This is a genomic window from Streptomyces iranensis (assembly GCF_017874715.1).
GTDB lineage: Bacteria > Actinomycetota > Actinomycetes > Streptomycetales > Streptomycetaceae > Streptomyces > Streptomyces iranensis.
The window spans coordinates 228936-245368 of the sequence record NZ_JAGGLR010000006.1; the positions used below are offsets into that span (position 1 = coordinate 228936).

The 16433-nt window shown below is 74.9% G+C and carries 15 protein-coding genes and 1 tRNA gene; 9 read left to right on the top strand and 7 right to left on the bottom strand.

The window, feature by feature from the left end:
- Positions 1 to 75: 75 nt before the first annotated feature.
- Together J2Z30_RS12735 and J2Z30_RS12740 are read right to left on the bottom strand one after the other, a co-directional pair.
- On the bottom strand, positions 76 to 1470 hold the full coding sequence (locus J2Z30_RS12735) for a sensor histidine kinase (protein ID WP_044574825.1): 1395 nt from the start codon (positions 1468 to 1470) through the stop codon (positions 76 to 78).
- Positions 1467 to 2180: a response regulator transcription factor gene (locus tag J2Z30_RS12740; protein WP_044574822.1), complete on the bottom strand. Its 714-nt coding sequence runs from the start codon at positions 2178 to 2180 to the stop codon at positions 1467 to 1469. The genes J2Z30_RS12735 and J2Z30_RS12740 overlap by 4 nt, the downstream gene beginning before the upstream one ends.
- 42 nt (positions 2181 to 2222) lie before the next feature.
- On the opposite strand from J2Z30_RS12740, the gene J2Z30_RS12745 reads away from it, so the two are divergent.
- Complete coding sequence (locus J2Z30_RS12745) at positions 2223 to 2804, top strand: hypothetical protein (RefSeq protein ID WP_044574818.1); 582 nt, start codon at positions 2223 to 2225, stop codon at positions 2802 to 2804.
- A gap of 260 nt (positions 2805 to 3064) precedes the next feature.
- Here the strand turns inward: J2Z30_RS12745 and J2Z30_RS12750 are convergent, their stop codons facing one another.
- Both J2Z30_RS12750 and J2Z30_RS12755 read right to left on the bottom strand, forming a co-directional pair.
- Entirely contained in the window at positions 3065 to 3955 is an 891-nt protein-coding gene (locus J2Z30_RS12750) for a spermidine synthase (protein WP_044574816.1), read from the bottom strand.
- 40 nt (positions 3956 to 3995) lie between these two features.
- Positions 3996 to 4553, bottom strand: coding sequence for a hypothetical protein (locus J2Z30_RS12755; protein WP_044574813.1), 558 nt, complete (start codon positions 4551 to 4553; stop codon positions 3996 to 3998).
- A 204-nt stretch (positions 4554 to 4757) separates the two neighbouring features.
- Here J2Z30_RS12755 and J2Z30_RS12760 point away from each other — a divergent pair, with 204 nt between their 5' ends.
- Positions 4758 to 6212, top strand: coding sequence for an NsdA family TPR-like regulatory protein (locus J2Z30_RS12760; protein WP_044574809.1), 1455 nt, complete (start codon positions 4758 to 4760; stop codon positions 6210 to 6212).
- A 50-nt stretch (positions 6213 to 6262) separates the two neighbouring features.
- Here the strand turns inward: J2Z30_RS12760 and J2Z30_RS12765 are convergent, their stop codons facing one another.
- On the bottom strand, positions 6263 to 6856 hold the full coding sequence (locus tag J2Z30_RS12765; protein ID WP_044574806.1) for a histidine phosphatase family protein: 594 nt from the start codon (positions 6854 to 6856) through the stop codon (positions 6263 to 6265).
- Between the two features lie 309 nt (positions 6857 to 7165).
- Here J2Z30_RS12765 and J2Z30_RS12770 point away from each other — a divergent pair, with 309 nt between their 5' ends.
- The 7 genes from J2Z30_RS12770 (at position 7166) to J2Z30_RS12800 (ending at position 14056) form a co-directional block, all read left to right on the top strand.
- Entirely contained in the window at positions 7166 to 8191 is a 1026-nt protein-coding gene (locus J2Z30_RS12770; protein ID WP_044574805.1) for a phosphatase PAP2 family protein, read from the top strand.
- Positions 8192 to 8222: 31 nt separating this feature from the next.
- Entirely contained in the window at positions 8223 to 9401 is a 1179-nt protein-coding gene (locus J2Z30_RS12775) for a hypothetical protein (protein ID WP_107073556.1), read from the top strand.
- Complete coding sequence (locus J2Z30_RS12780; protein WP_044574801.1) at positions 9392 to 11098, top strand: ICP22 family protein; 1707 nt, start codon at positions 9392 to 9394, stop codon at positions 11096 to 11098. Before J2Z30_RS12775 ends, J2Z30_RS12780 begins: the two co-directional genes overlap by 10 nt.
- A complete protein-coding gene (locus J2Z30_RS12785) occupies positions 11098 to 12480 on the top strand; it encodes an AAA domain-containing protein (RefSeq protein WP_308279926.1) in 1383 nt (460 codons plus the stop codon). Before J2Z30_RS12780 ends, J2Z30_RS12785 begins: the two co-directional genes overlap by 1 nt.
- 279 nt (positions 12481 to 12759) lie before the next feature.
- Complete coding sequence (locus J2Z30_RS12790; RefSeq protein ID WP_044574798.1) at positions 12760 to 13125, top strand: DUF8844 domain-containing protein; 366 nt, start codon at positions 12760 to 12762, stop codon at positions 13123 to 13125.
- Positions 13126 to 13239: 114 nt separating this feature from the next.
- Positions 13240 to 13926, top strand: coding sequence for a bifunctional DNA primase/polymerase (locus J2Z30_RS12795; RefSeq protein ID WP_044574796.1), 687 nt, complete (start codon positions 13240 to 13242; stop codon positions 13924 to 13926).
- Positions 13927 to 13982: 56 nt separating this feature from the next.
- Positions 13983 to 14056: transfer RNA gene (locus J2Z30_RS12800), tRNA-Lys, on the top strand.
- A 78-nt stretch (positions 14057 to 14134) separates the two neighbouring features.
- On the opposite strand, the gene J2Z30_RS12805 is transcribed toward J2Z30_RS12800, so the two are convergent.
- Both J2Z30_RS12805 and J2Z30_RS12810 read right to left on the bottom strand, forming a co-directional pair.
- Complete coding sequence (locus J2Z30_RS12805) at positions 14135 to 15466, bottom strand: nucleotide disphospho-sugar-binding domain-containing protein (protein WP_044581894.1); 1332 nt, start codon at positions 15464 to 15466, stop codon at positions 14135 to 14137.
- 90 nt (positions 15467 to 15556) lie between these two features.
- Positions 15557 to 16363, bottom strand: coding sequence for an SDR family NAD(P)-dependent oxidoreductase (locus J2Z30_RS12810; RefSeq protein ID WP_052701565.1), 807 nt, complete (start codon positions 16361 to 16363; stop codon positions 15557 to 15559).
- Between the last annotated feature and the right edge of the window lie 70 nt (positions 16364 to 16433).

Genomic DNA, 16433 nt, shown 5'->3' on the forward strand with positions numbered 1-16433 from the left:
GAAGTCGGACAAATGGCAGGATCCGTGCACCGGCCACGGATCTTATGGCTGTCTTAAGGAACCCATCGGCGGCGATTAATGCTCCGCGGGCTCCTTGGCCCTGCCGCGGCCCCGGGTCCTCTTCTTACGGCCGCGCCGCCGCTGCCCCGGGTCGGTGGAGCCGGCGCCGTTCAGCGAGAGCCACACCCGCACCTCGGTGCCGCCCAGTACGGACCGCCCGATCCGCAGATCGCCGCCCGTGGACTCCGCGACCCGGCGCACGATGTCCAGGCCGAGGCCGGTCGAGCCGGGGCTGCCGTCGCCGTGGCCCCGGCGGAGGGCCGCGTCGGGGTCGGCGATGCCGGGGCCCGCGTCGGAGACCAGGATGATCACGCTGTCCTCGCCGTTGTGGACGTCGACCGCGAGCGCCGTGCCCTCGGGCGTGTGCCGGAAGACATTGCCGAGCAGGGCGTCCAGCGCGGCGCCCAGTTCGGGGCGGGCGACCGGCACCCGCACGGTGCGGTCGACCCCGGCCAGCCGCACCGTACGGTCCTCGTCCTCGGCGAGCGCGGACCAGAACTCCATCCGGTCCCGGATCACCTCGGAGGCGTCACAGCCGGAGGGGGTGTGGGTCTTCTGCTGGCGCGCGGTGCGGATGATCTGGTCGACCTCGCCCTCCAACTGGGCGACGGCGGCGCGGGTCTGGTCGGCCGCCGGTCCCTCGCCCAGCGAGGCGGCGTTGAGGCGCAGCACGGTGAGCGGGGTGCGGAGCCGGTGGGAGAGGTCGGCGGCCAGCTCGCGCTCACCGGCCAGGAGCTGGACCACCTGGTCGGCCATGGAGTTGAACGCGGCGGCCGCCGCCCGCAGTTCGGCCGGGCCGTCCTCCGGGACGCGCACCCCGAGCTCGCCCCGGCCCAGGTCGTGGGCGGCCTCGGCGAGCCGTCCGGCGGGGCGCACCAGCCGGGTGCCGAGCCGGTCGGCGATGGCCACCGCGCCGACGATCAGCGCGAGCCCGACACCCGCGAGCACCAGCCATGACGTGGTCACCCCGCTGGTGACCACGCCACGCGGGACATACACCTCCACGACCGCGACCTGACCGCTGCTCAGCGCGGTCGGCTGGAGCAGCGCGTAGCCCCCGGGCGCGCCGGACACCGAGGCGCGGCCGAGCCGCCGCGCGGTGGCCAGCTCATCCTTGGGCGCACGGCTCTTGCCCAGGTCGTAGCCGCTTTCCCGCTCCCCCGGCTCATCGGGGACGTGCACCGCCATCCGGCCGTCCCCGCCCGCCTGGGTGCTGGCGACCGCGCGCTGCAGCCGCGCCCGCTCGGTGGTGATGGCGAGCGCCGGGCCGATGGTGGCGGCCTGCCGCTCGGCGTCGGCGAACGCCCGGTCCCGGGCCAGCTCCTTGACGACGAGTCCGAGCGGTACGGCGAAGGCGACCACGACCATCGCCGTGACCGCCAGACAAACCTTGACCAGGGCCCATCTCACGTGTGCTCCGCCGGGGGCTCCAGTTTGACCCCGACCCCCCGCAGTGTATGGAGATAGCGCGGCCGGGCGGCCGTCTCGCCCAGCTTGCGGCGCAGCCAGGACAGATGGACGTCTATGGTCTGGTCGTCCCCGTACGCCTGCCGCCAGACCTCGGCGAGGAGCTCCCGGCGCGGCACCACGACGCCGGGCCGCCCGGCGAGATAGGCCAGCAGGTCGAATTCCCGCCGGGTCAGATCGAGCGTCATCCCGTCCAACTGGGCCTGGCGGCGCAGCGGGTCGACGGCCAGTCCGCCGACCCGGAGCACCGCGGGGGGCGCCGCCGCGCCGCCCGGCTCGCCCGCCCCGCCCCCGCGCGTACGGCGCAGCACGGCGGTCATCCGGGCGGAGAGATGGGCCACGGAGAACGGTTTGACCAGGTAGTCGTCGGCGCCGTCGTTGAGCAGCCGGACGATCTCACCCTCGTCGTCACGGGCGGTGGCCACGATGACCGGCACATCGGTGATGCCGCGCAGCATCTTGAGCGCCTCCGCCCCGTCCAGGTCGGGCAGGCCGAGGTCCAGGATGACGACGTCGAATCCGATCTGCGCCACCTCACGCAACGCCTCCAGGGCGGTGCCGACGCTGCGCACGGTATGGGACGCCTCGGTCAACTGCCGTATGAGGGCTGAGCGCACGAACTGGTCGTCCTCGACCACAAGCACACTTGCCATGAGCGGCACCGTACGCCATTCGGGTGAGGCAAGATGAGGAAGATGCAAAGAGGTCTGGTCCAATGTCTGGCCTGGGTGCTGGCGACCGGCGCCGCGGTCACGCTGTCGTGGTACGGCGTGCGGACGGTGCTGACCGGTACGGCCTACGATCCGCCTCGCGCGCTGCCGATCACGGACGGCTCCGGATCGGCGAACGGGGCCTGGTCCTCCTCCACGCACCGGCCCAAACCGCCCTCGCCGTCGGCCACTTCACCGTCCTCACCGTCCTCGCCCTCGCCTCCCGGGAGGGACGCGGGGTCCGGCGGGGACAAGGACAGGGCCAAGGAGTCCGGTTCGGCCGGGCGCACCCGGAAGCCGACGCAGACGCCGTCCCGGCGGGAGTCGGCGCGGCCGGAGGAGAGCGGGGAGGTGCGCAGCTATCCGGCCAAGGGCGGCCGGGCGGTCTTCGACATCCGGGCGGCGTCGGCGGATCTGGTCTCGGCGACCCCGGACGGCGGATGGCAGATGCAGGTGTGGAAGCAGAGCGAGTGGATCCGGGTGGACTTCGTCTCCGGGGCCGACACCACCACGATCTTCTGCACCTGGCACGACGGCCCGCCCCAGGTCCGCATCGACGAGCACTAGGGCGCGTCCGAGGGGTCTTGGCGCCTGCGGCGGGCCACGCGGCTCCGCCGCGTGGGGGGCTCCGCCGCGTGGGGGGCTCCGCCGCGTGAGGGGGCTCCGCCGCGTGGGGGGCTCCGCCCCAGACCCCGCTCCTCAAGCTACCGCTGGGAGGTGCCCCCTGGAGGGGCTGGCAGGCGGGGCTTCGCCCCGAATTTCGGGGTCCAGGGGCGGAGCCCGTGGTTGCGGGAAGGGGCGGGGCGGGGAAAGACCCGCCGGGACAGTCAGGCGAAGACGGCGGGCGGCGGGGCCGGGGAGGGGGCGGCGGTCGCGTCGGTGACCGGGGCCGCGCCACCGGTGAAGTCGGCCAGCGCGCGGCCGTGTTCGACCCGGGCGGGGTGCGGATCGCCCGCGGCGCGGCGGGTGAGCTCGGCCAGCGGCAGCTCCCGGTCGGCGGCCAGCAGCACGGCGTTGCCGAAGCGGCGGCCGCGCAGCAGGGCGGGGTCGGCGGTCAGACACATCTCGGCGAACGCGGCGCGGGCGGTGGCGATCTGGGCCTTCAGATGGGCCAGCGGCGGGCCGTCGGCGAGATTCGCGGCGTAGCACCCATCGGGGCGCAGGGCGCGGCGCACCTCGGCGAGGAACTCCGCGCTGGTGAGATGGGCGGGCGTACGGGCCCCGCTGAAGACATCCGCGATGATCAGATCGGCCCAGCCGTCGGGCACCTTGGCGAGCCCGGCTCGGGCATCGGCGCCGCGCACCCGTATCCGGTCACCTGGGTCCAGCGGCAGCTCACGCCGGACGAACTGGACGAGGGGGGCGTCGATCTCGATGATCTGCTGGGTGGAGCGGGGGCGGGTGGCCGCTATATAGCGGGCGAGAGTGAAGGCGCCGCCGCCCAGATGGACCGCGCGCAGCGGGCGGCCGGGAGGGGCGGCGAGATCGGCGACATGGCCGAGTCTGCGCTGGTACTCGAAGTCGAGATACGCGGGATCGTCGAGGTCCACATGCGACTGCGGCTTGCCGTCGAGCAGCAGCGTCCAGCCACGCGGCCGGTCCCGGTCCGGCACGAGCTCGGCGAGCCCCCCGTCGACGGATGCGGTGACCGGCTCGGGGGTGCGTCCCCGCGCCGCTCCGCGCCCGCGCGCGGCTCGCCTGTTCGTGCCTTTCGCCATGTGTCCCAGTATGGGGCCGACCACTGACAGCCCCCGGGACTCACTGGCAGCGGTCGACGGCCTCGATCGTGCGGGCCGCCTCACCGAGCGCCGCCCGGAGCTCGACGGGGTCGGTGGCGACCGTGTACGCCGCGTCGGGCGGCACCAGCCAGCCGGTGCCGATGCCCGGCGGGGCCTCGTTCCCGGCCGCGCCGGATTCGCTGTCTCCGGATTCGCTGTCTCCGGATTCGCTGTCCCCGGATGCGGTATCTCCGGATTCGCTGTCCCCGGACGAGGGGTCTCCGAATGCGGAGCCTCCGGTTCGGGTGTCTCCGGCCTCGGCGGGGGTGCCGGTGCCGGAGCCGATATTTATCCGGATCCCGCGTCCGGATGTCTGGGTGCACGCCGAGCCCGGCAGGTCCCAGCCGTCCGCCGTGCCGGGCGGGACCAGGAAGCCGAGGGTGTCGCAGGCGTTGTCATGCAGGACGGGACCGAGGCCGTCGCACGCACGACGCAGGATGTCCACCGCCTCCAGCCCCTGGCGGGCGGGCACGGTGACGAGATCGCAGTCCTGGCGCTGGGGGTGCTGGGCAGTCGTCCGTGAGCGGCTGGTATCCACTCCGGCCTCCCTCTTCATCGGGTAGCACCTGGTTCAACGCGCGGCGGTGTCAACGGCTACGGCTGAATGCCGCCGTAAAGGATGGCAGTTCATGGCAGATCGTGGGCGAGACGCCACATTTGCCGGAAATCTCCGAGTGTCGTGGATCTCACAGCCGGTACGGTTCTCCCCCGCCCACCTGGCACCACCAAGGGAGAGGCTCAGATGACGCCGCTTCCGGAGCCCCCGCCACCCCGGCCGAACACCGCGTTCCGCCGACTGCGCGGACAGCTCTCGCCCTCCGAGTTCGCGGCGTCCGTGCGCCGTGCCGCCCGTGAGATCGGCGAGCAGGTCTCCTGCGACGCCCGCTATATCGGCCGTGTCGAGTCGGGGGCGATCCGCTGCCCCAACTACGCGTACGAGCGGGTCTTCCGCCATATGTTCCCCAGCCGCACCCTTACGGATCTCGGCTTCGCCTCCCGTGAGTCGGTGCGCGGCCACCAGGCGCGCGGCCCCATGGGCCCTCCCGCCCCCGTGCCCGCCCCCTTCCCCGGCCCGCGCCCCGGGCCCTGCGAGCCCCAGGGCAAGGGGCCCGTCGACGTCTTCGAGGAGAGCGAACTGCTGCGCCGCTCGTTCATGGCCGGTGGGGCTGCGGCCGCCGCCGTGGCCGCCGCGCCCCGGGCCGGAACACCGCCCCGGCGGGCGGGACGGCGGGTGGGCGAGGCCGAGGCCGCCGCCGTGGAGGAGGCCGTACGGCGGATCCGGGTGCTGGACGACCGGCACGGCGCCGACCCCCTCTACGCGCACACCGCCAAACCGCTGAGCGCCGCCTACGCCCTGCTCGACGCGGGCGGCTACAGCCGCTCGATCGCCGAGCGGCTCTTCGCGGGCGCGGGCGAACTGGCCATCTCGGTGGGCTGGCTGGCCCATGACTCCGGGCGGCTGTCCGACGCACGGTCCCACTACGCCGAGGCCCTGGCCACCGCGCGGGTCTCCGGCGACGCCGCCCTGGAGGCGCACGCGTTCTGCAACACCGCCTTCCTCGCCCGCGACGCCGGACACCCCCGCGAGGCCGTGAGGGCGGCGCAGGCGGCCCAGCGGGTCGCCGAGCGGCTCGCCTCGCCACGGCTGCTGTCGCTGCTCGCGCTGCGCGAGGCCGGGGGGCTCGCCTGGCTGACCGACCGGGGCGGCTGTGAGCGGGCGCTGCTGCGCGCCCGGACGCTGTTCGAGCGCGGGCCCTGCGACGCCGACCCCGAGTGGATGAGTTTCTTCGGGGAGGCCGAACTGGAGGGGCTGGAGGCGCAGTGCTGGTCGGCGCTCGGCGACTGGAAGCGCGCCGTGGAGCACGCGCGGCGCGCGGTCGCCCTCCAGAACCCCCACTTCACCCGCAACATCGCGCTGTTCACCACGGAGCTGGCGAGCGATCTGGTGGCGGGCGGCGCGCCGGACGCGGCCGCCGCCTCGGCCGGCCGGGCGCTCGGCCTGCTGGACCAGGTGAAGTCGTCGCGGATCCGCCGGATGCTCGACGACACGGCCCGGATACTTCGTCCTTACGGTCGCGATGCGGCGGTCGCGGACTTCCTCGTCCGCTATGAGACGGTCACCGCCCGTCTCGAGGCCGCCGCCCGGCCCGAGCCGGCCGCGCGTCCCGAGCCGGCCGGCCTCACCAGCCCGGTCTGACGCCGGTTCGGCCCCCCGATCGGGACGGGATGGCCGGTGCGACGGCCGGTTCAGTCGAGATGGCCGATGTCGTTCCAGCGCTCGATGGCGGGCTCGCCGTACGCCCAGCCGAGCACCGACAGGGACGTGGGATCGAGCCGGATACAGGCGGCGAAGGAGGCGTCATGGCCGAGCCAACGGGCACCCAGCGTCCGCAGGATGTGGCCGTGCGCGAAGACCAGCACATCGCGGTCGGCCGAGCGCGCCCACTCCACCACCTCGTCGGCCCGCGCCGCGATCGAGGCGATCGACTCGCCCTCGGGCACCCCGTCGCGCCAGATGAGCCAGTCCGGCCGGACGGCCTTGATCTCGGCGGGGGTCATCCCCTCGTACGCGCCGTAGTCCCACTCCATGAGCGCGTCCCACTCCCGCGCCCGGTCGCCGAAGCCCGCCAGCGCACAGGTCTCCTTCGCCCGCGCCAGCGGGCTGGTGCGCACCTCGACGTCCGGCAGGCCCGCCCAGGGGCCGTGGTGCAGCCGCTCGCCGAGCAGTTCGGCGCCGCGCCGCCCCTCGTCCAGCAGCGGGATGTCCGTACGGCCGGTGTGCTTTCCGGTCAGCGACCACCGCGTCTGTCCGTGTCGGGCCAGGAGGATGCGTGGGGCCATGGGGCAGTGCCTTCTTTCACCGGATCCGCACCGCCGCGCCGCCGTGCGCCGTTACACGTCGCTGCCTGCGGTTTCGTGCACATCACGGGACCGGCACATGGCCGATCACCATCCCTCCATCATCGCGCACGTGATCGGCAGGCAACCTCCGGGTCGCTCCTGGCGTCTTCCAGGCTGCGCGCGAGTCCGCCAGGGGGTCCCGACAGTGGGCGTGCTCGCGGATGGGGGCGGTGCATAGGTCGCTTCGCCTACACCGTACGGTTGACCGCGCGCCTTTTTCTGGCCGGCTGAACTTTGGAGAGCGTCCGAATGCCCTATACCGTGCCCCGTGCCGGAGCAGCACAGGGCAGTCGGCCCCGTTGGTGGACCGAACTGCCGCTCATAGCGGTGGTGTACGCCGCGTATTCGGCCGGTCGGCTCCTGGCCCGCGGCGATGTGTCCACCGCCGTCGATCACGGTCTGGCGATCCTCCATTTCGAACAGCGTCTGAATATCGACTTCGAGTCGCCGCTGAACGACCTCTTCACGAACCACGCGGTCATAGGCATACCGGCGGACTTCGCCTACGCCTCGCTGCACTACGTCCTCACCCCGGCCATCCTGATGTGGCTGTGGAAGCGCCGTAAGGCGTCGGACTACCGCTTTCTGCGCACCTGGCTGCTGGTCTCCACGGTCATCGGGCTCATCGGCTTCACACTGCTGCCGACGTGCCCGCCACGGCTCCTGGACGCGAGCCACGGCTTCGTGGACACCATGGCGCAGTACGGCTCGTACGGCTGGTGGGGCGGCGACGCCAGCGCACCGCGCGGGCTCGGCGGACTGACCAACCAGTACGCGGCGATGCCCAGCCTCCATGTGGGATGGGCGCTGTGGTGCGGCGTCGCCCTGTGGCGGCACGGGCGCTCGGTGTGGGCCAAGGTCGGCGCGGTCGGCTATCCGCTGGTGATCGCGCTCGTGGTGATGGGCACCGCCAACCACTACTTCCTGGACGCTGCCGCCGGCGTCGCCACCATGGGGCTCGGGGCGCTGCTGGCGGGCCCGGCGCTGCGGCTCACGGAGGCCCTGCGCACCCGCCTGCGCCCGGCCCAGGAGGCCCCCGTCGCCGCCCGAAACGCGGGTGTGCCCGCGAATGTCGGTGACAGGTGCGAGACTTCGGCGCGTGAACGGGAACGGATCCCCCGACAGCAGGGCAGGGGCGCGGACAGGCAACGCACCGACGGTGCCGCGGACGACGGCGGCAGGGGAGCCGGTGCCGGTGTCGGCGGCCGGGACGCCACGGCCACGGACGGCGCGGCCTCCACGGCAGGTGACGGGGCTCCGGCAGCGGCTCGCTGAGCTGCGCGGCCCGGCCACCGCTCCCCGTCCGATGGACGCCCGAGCGCTGGCGGCGCTGGCCGCCAACCCGGGCTGCCGCCGCCGCGCACTGCTGGACGGGGCCGGGGTCGACAAGGGCGCGCTGGCGCAGGCCCTGGGAGCTCCCGCGAACTTCGGTCAGTCCCAGTTCGCGCATCAGCGCGGCAACTCCTTCGAGGCCCGGGTCAAGGCCGACGGCGGCGCGGATCTGGTCCGGCTGCTGCACGAGCGGCTGCGCGACGGCTCGGAGCCGCCCGGCCCCGGCGCCGTCGCGACCCCCGACCTGACCGCCTCCGGACCGCAGGGCCGCACCGCCCGTACGGCGCTCGCGCTGCGGGAGGCCACGGAGGCGGGGCGCTGGGCGCTGCTGGACCATCCGATGGTGAGCCTGGACGTCGCGGGCTCGCCCGCCTTCCTGGAGCCGGACGCGGTCGTGGTCCACCCCGACGGGACGTGGACGGTCATCGAGATCAAGTCCTTCCCCATGGTGGACGGCTCCGCGGACCCGGCCAAGGTGGGCGCGGCCGCCCGGCAGTCGGCGGTCTACACGCTGGCGCTGGAGCGGGTCGCGTCGATGATCGGCGAGCCGGAGGAGGGCGGCGACGCGGCGGAGGCGGCGGAGGCGGCGAACAGGGCGGACCGCGCTCCCGTGCGGGTCCGGGTGCGGCATCAGGTGCTGCTCGTCTGCCCCAAGGACTTCTCCAACCTGCCGACCGCCGAACTGGTCGATGTGCGCAAGCAGCTGGCGGTCACCCGGCGGCAGCTGGACCGGCTGACCCGGATCGAGGAGATCGCCGCCGCCCTCCCCGAGGGCACCACCTTCGACCTCCGGCTCACCGACGACGGCCGGCTCCCGACCCGGCCGGTCGAGGAGCTCACGGCCGCCGTGGACGCGGTCGACGCGGCGTACGCGCCGGAGTGCCTCTCCACCTGTGAGCTGGCCGCCCACTGCCGGACGCGGTCCCGCGCGGCGGGACAGGTCGAGGCGCTGGGCCGTGGCGTCCGGGGCGAGCTGGGCGGATTCACCACCGTGGACGCCGTCCTTACGGCCGCCATGAACGGCCCCGCCGACGAAGCGCCCACCGGTGACCCCGCCGTGGACGCCCTGCGCCGTGCGGCGGCCCTGCGCGCCGAGGCGCTCGCGTCCCGCCCCGAGCTCGCGTCCCGCCCCGAGGCGGCGGCATGTCGCTGATCACCACCCTGGCCCGGATGGAGGCGGTCCGGGAAGGGCGGGCCCAGCCCCTGACCACCGTGCGCCACCGCCATCTGTCGGAGCGTCCGCTGGCGTTCGTCCCGCTCACCACCGCCGGTGAGACGGGGGCGCCGCTCGGGGCGCTGGTGGGCACCGACCGGGACGCGCCGCGGCTGCTGATCGTGGCCCAACCGCGCGACCGCGACCTGCGGTTCGCGTTCCTCGCCGAGCTCGCCGAGGAGATCCAGCCATATCTGGACTCGTACGGGGACGAGGTCGAGCTGGAGGAGCGCAAGGAGACCGATCCGGAGACCGGTAAGAAGGTGCCGGTCCAGGTCGAGCTCTGTCAGGACGCGCCGCAGCTGCTGGTCCCCAGCACCGCGGGGGTGGCGTTCGTCCGGCTGCTGGGCCGGTCGATGCGGTTCCGGCGGACCGCCGAGCAGGACCCGGAGACGCCCTTCCCGGCGCCCGCGCGGGTACCGCTGCTGGGGCGCTGGCTGACCCACTACGGGGAGCGGGCGCGGGTGCCCGGCTCCTGTCTGCTGCTGTCGCTCACCGAGTCGCTGAGCCGTCACTGGGCGACCGGACAGAGCAATCTGGAGGATCAGCACCTGGGCTCGCTGCTGGCCTGGATCGACCCCCCGGAGGGCGTACCGGGCGCGGAGGCGGCGCTGCGGGCGGAGTCGGAGCGGGACGAGGACGGCCGGCTGCGCTGCCCGCCCGCCGGCCCGGCCACCGACCCCGCCTTCGACAACAAGCTGCTGGCCCCGGCGATGTCCCGCTACGACGCGGCCCGTACCGAGGCGTCACAGGGCGTGGCCGGGGGCTCGGCACGGCTGCGGCTCGCCGAGGCGGAGCTGCGCGGGCTGATCGAGTCACAGCTGCGGCCCACCTGGGACGCGCTGTGGCGCGGGGTGGATCTGCTGCGCACCCTCCCGGAGGGCGCGCGGGTGGCCGACCGCTGGAAGCGGGACCGCTGGTCCTACACCGGTCACCGGGACCGGGTCCGGGCCGGGGAACCGCCGCAGCCCAAGCTGGACGACGCGGTGACGGCGGCGCAGAAGCTCGCCGCGCGCGAGACCGCGCAGGCCCAGCTGGACGCCCATGAGGCGCTGGACGATCCGCTGGTCATGGCGGGGCGGCGGCTGGCCGGTGAGGCGTTCGCGGGCGAGGTGATCGATGTGGAGATGGCCTGGTCGGACGCGAAGGTGCCACGCCCGCGCCCGCTGGTCACGATCCGCACCGAGGACCGTCCGCACCTGGCCGAGCGGGTCAAGCTGCACCGGGTCACGGCCGACGGCAGGGCACAGAGCGGGGAGTTCGCCGGTCACGCGGACCTGGACGGTGCCGACGAGGCTGACGGGTCCGACGAGGCCGACGAGGCCGATGTCGCGGAGGGCCAGGGCGATGCGGAGGGCCAGGGCGACGCGGACGGTCCGGCCGGCGCGGACGGTCCGGGCCGCGCGCTGGTGGTGCGGCTGACCGGCGGGATGGGCCGGGGCAAGCAGCCCGAGCCGGGCACGGTGCCCGAGAAGGGCGACCGGGTGTGCTGGACGCTGTTCGAGCACGCCCCGCGCGGAGGCCCCGAGCTGCCCGACGCGGAGAGCACCCCATGGACCCATGGCGGCCCGCCGGACACCGCCGCCCCGGCCCAGAGCCCCCAGCCCGACCCGATGACCGAGGAGGACTATCTGTGATCGGCGCGGACCCGGCCGCCGCCGCGGCCCACCCGGGCCGTGCCCGCGCGGCCGAGCCGTTCGACCCGTCGGCCGCGGCGGCGCGTGCCACCGAGGCGATCCTGCACGACACGCTGCACGGAGCGGACCGCGGCGTCGTCGTGGACTCCCCGCCCGGTGCGGGCAAGTCGACGCTGGTGGTGCGGGCGGCGCGGGAGCTGGCCGCCGCCGGGCGGCGGCTGATGGTGGTCGCGCAGACCAACGCCCAGGTGGACGACCTGGTGGACCGGCTGGCCACGGCGGACCCCGACCTCCCGGTGGGGCGGCTGCACAGCAGCGATCCGCATCCGTACGACCCGGTGCTCGACGGTCATGAGTCGGTCCGCGCCTCCGCCAAGATCGCCGACCTCGCCGGGCTCGACATCGTGGTCTCCACGGCCGCGAAGTGGGCGCACATCAGACACGTCGAGCCGTGGCGGCACGCGATCGTGGACGAGGCGTACCAGATGCGCTCCGACGCGCTGCTGGCGGTCGCCGGGCTGTTCGAGCGGGCGCTGTTCGTGGGCGACCCCGGGCAGCTGGACCCGTTCAGCGTGGTGGGTGCCGACCAGTGGGCGGGGCTTTCGTACGACCCGTCGGCGAGCGCCGTCACCACCCTGCTCGCCCATAATCCGCGGCTTCCGCAGCACCGGCTGCCGGTCTCCTGGCGGCTCCCGGCCTCGGCCGCGCCGCTGGTCTCACACGCGTTCTACCCGTACACGCCCTTCCGCAGCGGCACCGGCCACGGCGAGCGGCGGCTGAGCTTCGGGGTGGCCTCCGACGGCTCGGGGCCCGACCGGGTGCTGGACGAGGCCGCCGCGTCCGGCTGGGGACTGCTGGAGCTGCCCGCCCGGCGCACCCCGCGCACCGATCCGGAGGCGGTGGCGGCCGTGGCCCAGGTGGTGCGGCGGCTGCTGGACCGGGGCGCGGTGGCGGTCAGCGAGCGGTCCGACGAGCCACAGCCGGTCGCCGCGGACCGGATCGCGGTGGGCACGGCGCACCGGGACCAGGCGGCCGCGGTCCGGGCGGCGCTGGCGGGGCTCGGGGTCTCCGGCGTCACCGTCGACACCGCCAATCGCCTCCAAGGGCGTGAGTTCGACGTCACGGTCGTGCTCCACCCGCTGTCGGGGCGGCCGGACGCCACGGCCTTCCACCTGGAGACGGGGCGGCTGTGCGTGCTGGCGTCGCGGCACCGGCAGGCGTGTGTGGTGGTGTGCCGGGCGGGGGTGGCCGAGCTGCTGGACGAGCATCCGTCCACGGAGCCGGTGCAGCTGGGCGTCACGGTGAAGTTCCCGGACGGCTGGGAGGCCAATCACGCGGTGCTGGCGCACCTGTCGGAGCACCGGGTGGCATGGCGGCCGTAAGGGCGTGATGGGCGCGGCTCGGGCGACCGTGAGAGCGTGCGGGCGCGGCTCGGGCGGCCGTAGGAGCGTGTCGCCCAGGGCCGTAAGGGCGGCGCGTTACCGGTGGCCGTACGGTGCGTCACCGGGGTGAGAGGTGCGGCCATGGTTCAGGGGGCGGTGGGGTGGGGAGAGACCCCAGGTCGGCGGCGTACGGCGGGGGTGCCCTTGCCCTACGCGCGACAATGGAGACGACAAGACCCGCGAACCGTACGTGTCTCACGAGCCAGGAGGAGAGATCACATGCCCGAGCCGGATTCGGCTCACGGCCGGCACGGCTCCGCGCCCCGGCGGCTGAAGCCCGCGCCCCTGCTCTTCGAACCGGCCGCCGCCGCGTCGGACGAGGCGCACTTCTTCGACCTGGAGTCGATCGAAGACCCGCGTGAGCTGCTGTCCCGCTCGACGGAGCTGGTGCTGGCGTTCCGCGCGGCGACGGACCGGGCCATGGAGTTCCAGGCGATGGCGGCCGCGCAGCTCGCCGACCCGAGGCGGTTCGATCGGCTGACCCCCGCCGTGATCGCCGAGCGTGCCGAGTGGACCGAGGACTACGCCAAGAAGATGGTCGAATTCGGTCGTGAGCTGATGCGGGGCGGCGAGCTGCTGGACTGACGGCAGGCGTGAGCCCGGGGCATATGCGGGTGGAAGGTACCCGATACCGCCGTCCGATGTCCCGGTTTCGTCTCATCTCTCTACACCGTCACCGCTGACGGTAAAGGTGGAAACATGAGCAGATCGCCGCAGGACTCACTGCACACCGCCGCCTTCGTCACCCCGGCAGGCGCGGACTGGCTGGCCTCGGCCAGCGCCTCCCCGCGCGGTGTGCAGGCCCTGTGGGCCGCTGCCCCGACCGCCCCGGTGACGCTGCCGTGCGGCACGGCGTTCGACGTGATCAGCATGGACGCGCTCTTCGGCCGCCGGGTGGTGGGCCGGTTATGGACCGACGGCCCCGGCACCGGACCGGTCGCGGCCCAGGGCGGCCGGGTCATGCTCTTCGCCACTCCGGGGACCGCCCAGCGGCTGCCCGCGCTGCTCGGCTGGGAGGAGTGGGGCGCGGCCGCTCCCCCGCTGCTCTGCTACGGCCGCGGCGACGCGGTGACCGTGCCGCCGCTGTTCCCACCGGACCCCGGTCCACAGGAGGCGGCGCCCCTGGAGGGCGATCCCCAAGAGGCCGACGCCATGAAGCCCGGTGCCCGGGAGTCCCGGGCCCCGGAGTCCGCAGTCCGGGAGTCCGGAGTCCGGGAGTCCGCCCCGATGCCGTCGCCGCGCTGGCTGGTCGCGCCCGATGTCCGCAGCCCCTGGCTGCCCGGCCCCGAGGTGCTGCTGTGGGCCTGTGTGAGGGCGGCCCGCACCGCCGGTAGTGATCTCGTCAGCACGGCTGTGACCAGCGCACCCGCCGCCTTTCCGGGCTGAAACTTATCGATTTTCACTCCATGGCGTCCGGGTGCTAAGGTCTCCTACGTCAGCAGGCGCCGCTAGCTCAGTTGGTTAGAGCAGCTGACTCTTAATCAGCGGGTCCGGGGTTCGAGTCCCTGGCGGCGCACAGACAGTGGAAGGCCCCTCACTTCGGTGGGGGGCCTTTCGCGTGGTCCGGCCACACGGGTCGCGCGTGACGGCCAGCTCACACCGCCGGGCCCGCGAGCCGGGTGACCGCCCGCACTGCCTTGTCCGGGCCGGGCATCGCGAGCGCCTCCCGGCGCAGGGCGTGCGCCGCCGCGGCGTACGAGGGCTGCTCCAGCAACGCGAACAGATCCAGGGCCAGCCGGGCGCCCGCCGCCCGCGCCCCGGGCCGGGCGGCGTCGAGGGCGTCGGCGGGCAGATACATCCCGGCGCCCACCCGGGCCAGCCGCGCCCCGTTCAGCTGGTGCTCCAGGCGGGGCGCGACGACCAGCTGCGGCACCCCGGCCATGGCGGCGGCCAGCACCGCCGCGCCCCCGCCCTGGTGGAGCAGCGCCCGGCAGCCCGGCAGCACCCGGTGCAGCGGCCCGGCGGGCGGCCGCCCCTCGGCGGCGCTTCCGACCCGGACGACCTCCACGCCCCGCGACTCGGCGGCCCACAGCGCGGCCCGTACGGTGTCCGGCGGGCCACCGGCGTCGTCCCACGCCGCGCACACCCGCACCGGCCCGGAGCGCCTGGGACCGCCGCCCGGCCCGCGCCGCCCGTTCGACGCGGCGGTGTGGCGCCCGGGGCGCCCCAGGTGCTCGTGGCGCCCGGAGTGCCCGGGGTGTTCGTGACGCCCGGGGTGTTCATGGCTCGCGGGGTGCGCCCCGGCGCGGCGGGCCTCGTACGGCGACGGCGTCTCACCCGGCGACGTCCCGTCGTACGGCACGAAGCGCACCGGCAGCCGCCGCGCCCGCGAGGGCAGCGCGAGGCTCGGCGGGCAGGGGTCGAGCCACAGGTCGGGCTCGCGTGCCGGGTCGGCGCCGTAACGCCGCATCAGCCGGGCGTAGCCGGGCAGCGGTGGGCCTTCCAGCCGCTGGCGGTCCAGCCGCAGGACGGCCGCGCTCCCCCACAGCTGGCCGACCGCGGGCACCCCCAGCGCCCCCGCGGCCACCGTGCCCGCGTACGCGCCCGCGTCGTGCACCACCAGCTCCGGCTGCCAGCAGCGGGCGAAGGCCACTAGACCCTGCGCCATCGCCTCGGCGATCCGCACCTGCCGGTCGCCGCACGCGCGCAGCACGCCGTGCTGCTCCGGGGTGAGCGCGGCAGGCCGCACCGGCCAGTCCGTGGGCCAGATGCCACGCGGCCGGCGCGCCACGGCCGGCGCTCTGACCACCGCCACGGGCAGGGCGCCGATCTGCACCGGCACCAGGCCGGTGCGGGCGACGGCCGCCGCACATTCGGACGGCACCGCGACCCGCACCTGGTGCCCGGCCTCGAGCAGGGCACGGGCCAGCGGCACCATGGGGACGAGATGGGCACCCGAGGCCCAGGTCGTGAACAGGACGCGCACGGTCACCTCCCGCAGAGGTCGAGCCGACCGGACCGACCCGTCCGGCCGATGGACATGACACCGGGCCGACCCCTCCCGCCCCCGGCGGGCTCAGCGGCGCCCCGCGAGCGTCAGCGTCTCGCCGGTGATCGCGCCGTTGGCCGCCGAGCACAGGAAGACGAGAGCGCGGGCGATGTCCTCGGGGGTGGTCGTGGGGCCCTCGGGCGTCGTGGGGCCCTCGGGGGCGGTGCGGCCCTCGGGGGCGGTGGGCGGCCGGTCGGGCAGGGTCGGCGGCCGGTCGGGCGGGGTCGGCGGCCGGTCGGGCGGGGTGGGCCCGGGGCACACGGCGTTGATCAGCACTCCGTCCCCGCCCACCTCACCCACCAGTCCGCGGACCAGACCTTGCAGCCCGGCCCGCGCCACCGCGTGGAACTCCCCGCCCGGGTCGCCCTCCGGCGCGTGCGGCGGGGCCACCAGCGCGATCCGGCCCCAGCCGCGCTTGCGCATCCCGGCGACGGCCCACTGGACCGTACGGATGGCGGGCGCGAAGGCATCGGCGACGAGCGGCCGCCAGTGCTCCTCCGGGACGTCCTCGAACCGGGCGTGCGGCTCACGCCGCGCGCCCCTTCGCCGGGCGGCCGCCACCAGCACGTCCAGACCGCCCCAGTGCTCCTCCACGGCGGCCACGACCCAGCGCGGCGACGCGGCGTCGTCCAGGGCGTACGGCACGGCGAAGGCCCTGCCCCGGTCCGGTCCGGACAGCTCGACGGCCAGCGCCTCGGCGGTTTCGCGGCGGTGCCGGAAGGCGAGCGCGACCCGGGCCCCCTGCTCCGCGAAGGCGCGCGCCGCGGCGCTGCCGATGGTCCCGGTGGCCCCGGTGACCAGGACCGTGCGCCCCTCCAGGCCGAGGTCCAACATGGGCGCTCCTCGCGGTCGTTCCCACTGAGAAGGCCATGGTCGCCGCCGTGACTCGAGCCTGCCTCGACCC

Coding starts and splice junctions, on each gene's coding strand:
- J2Z30_RS12750 (WP_044574816.1), bottom strand. CDS start 3,955: ATGGCGAAAGGCACGAACAGGCGAGCCGCGCGCGGGCGCGGAGCGGCG.
- J2Z30_RS12780 (WP_044574801.1), top strand. CDS start 9,392: ATGTCGCTGATCACCACCCTGGCCCGGATGGAGGCGGTCCGGGAAGGG.
- J2Z30_RS12770 (WP_044574805.1), top strand. CDS start 7,166: ATGCCCTATACCGTGCCCCGTGCCGGAGCAGCACAGGGCAGTCGGCCC.
- J2Z30_RS12790 (WP_044574798.1), top strand. CDS start 12,760: ATGCCCGAGCCGGATTCGGCTCACGGCCGGCACGGCTCCGCGCCCCGG.
- J2Z30_RS12740 (WP_044574822.1), bottom strand. CDS start 2,180: ATGGCAAGTGTGCTTGTGGTCGAGGACGACCAGTTCGTGCGCTCAGCC.
- J2Z30_RS12775 (WP_107073556.1), top strand. CDS start 8,223: ATGGACGCCCGAGCGCTGGCGGCGCTGGCCGCCAACCCGGGCTGCCGC.
- J2Z30_RS12760 (WP_044574809.1), top strand. CDS start 4,758: ATGACGCCGCTTCCGGAGCCCCCGCCACCCCGGCCGAACACCGCGTTC.
- J2Z30_RS12745 (WP_044574818.1), top strand. CDS start 2,223: ATGCAAAGAGGTCTGGTCCAATGTCTGGCCTGGGTGCTGGCGACCGGC.
- J2Z30_RS12810 (WP_052701565.1), bottom strand. CDS start 16,363: ATGTTGGACCTCGGCCTGGAGGGGCGCACGGTCCTGGTCACCGGGGCC.
- J2Z30_RS12765 (WP_044574806.1), bottom strand. CDS start 6,856: ATGGCCCCACGCATCCTCCTGGCCCGACACGGACAGACGCGGTGGTCG.
- J2Z30_RS12795 (WP_044574796.1), top strand. CDS start 13,240: ATGAGCAGATCGCCGCAGGACTCACTGCACACCGCCGCCTTCGTCACC.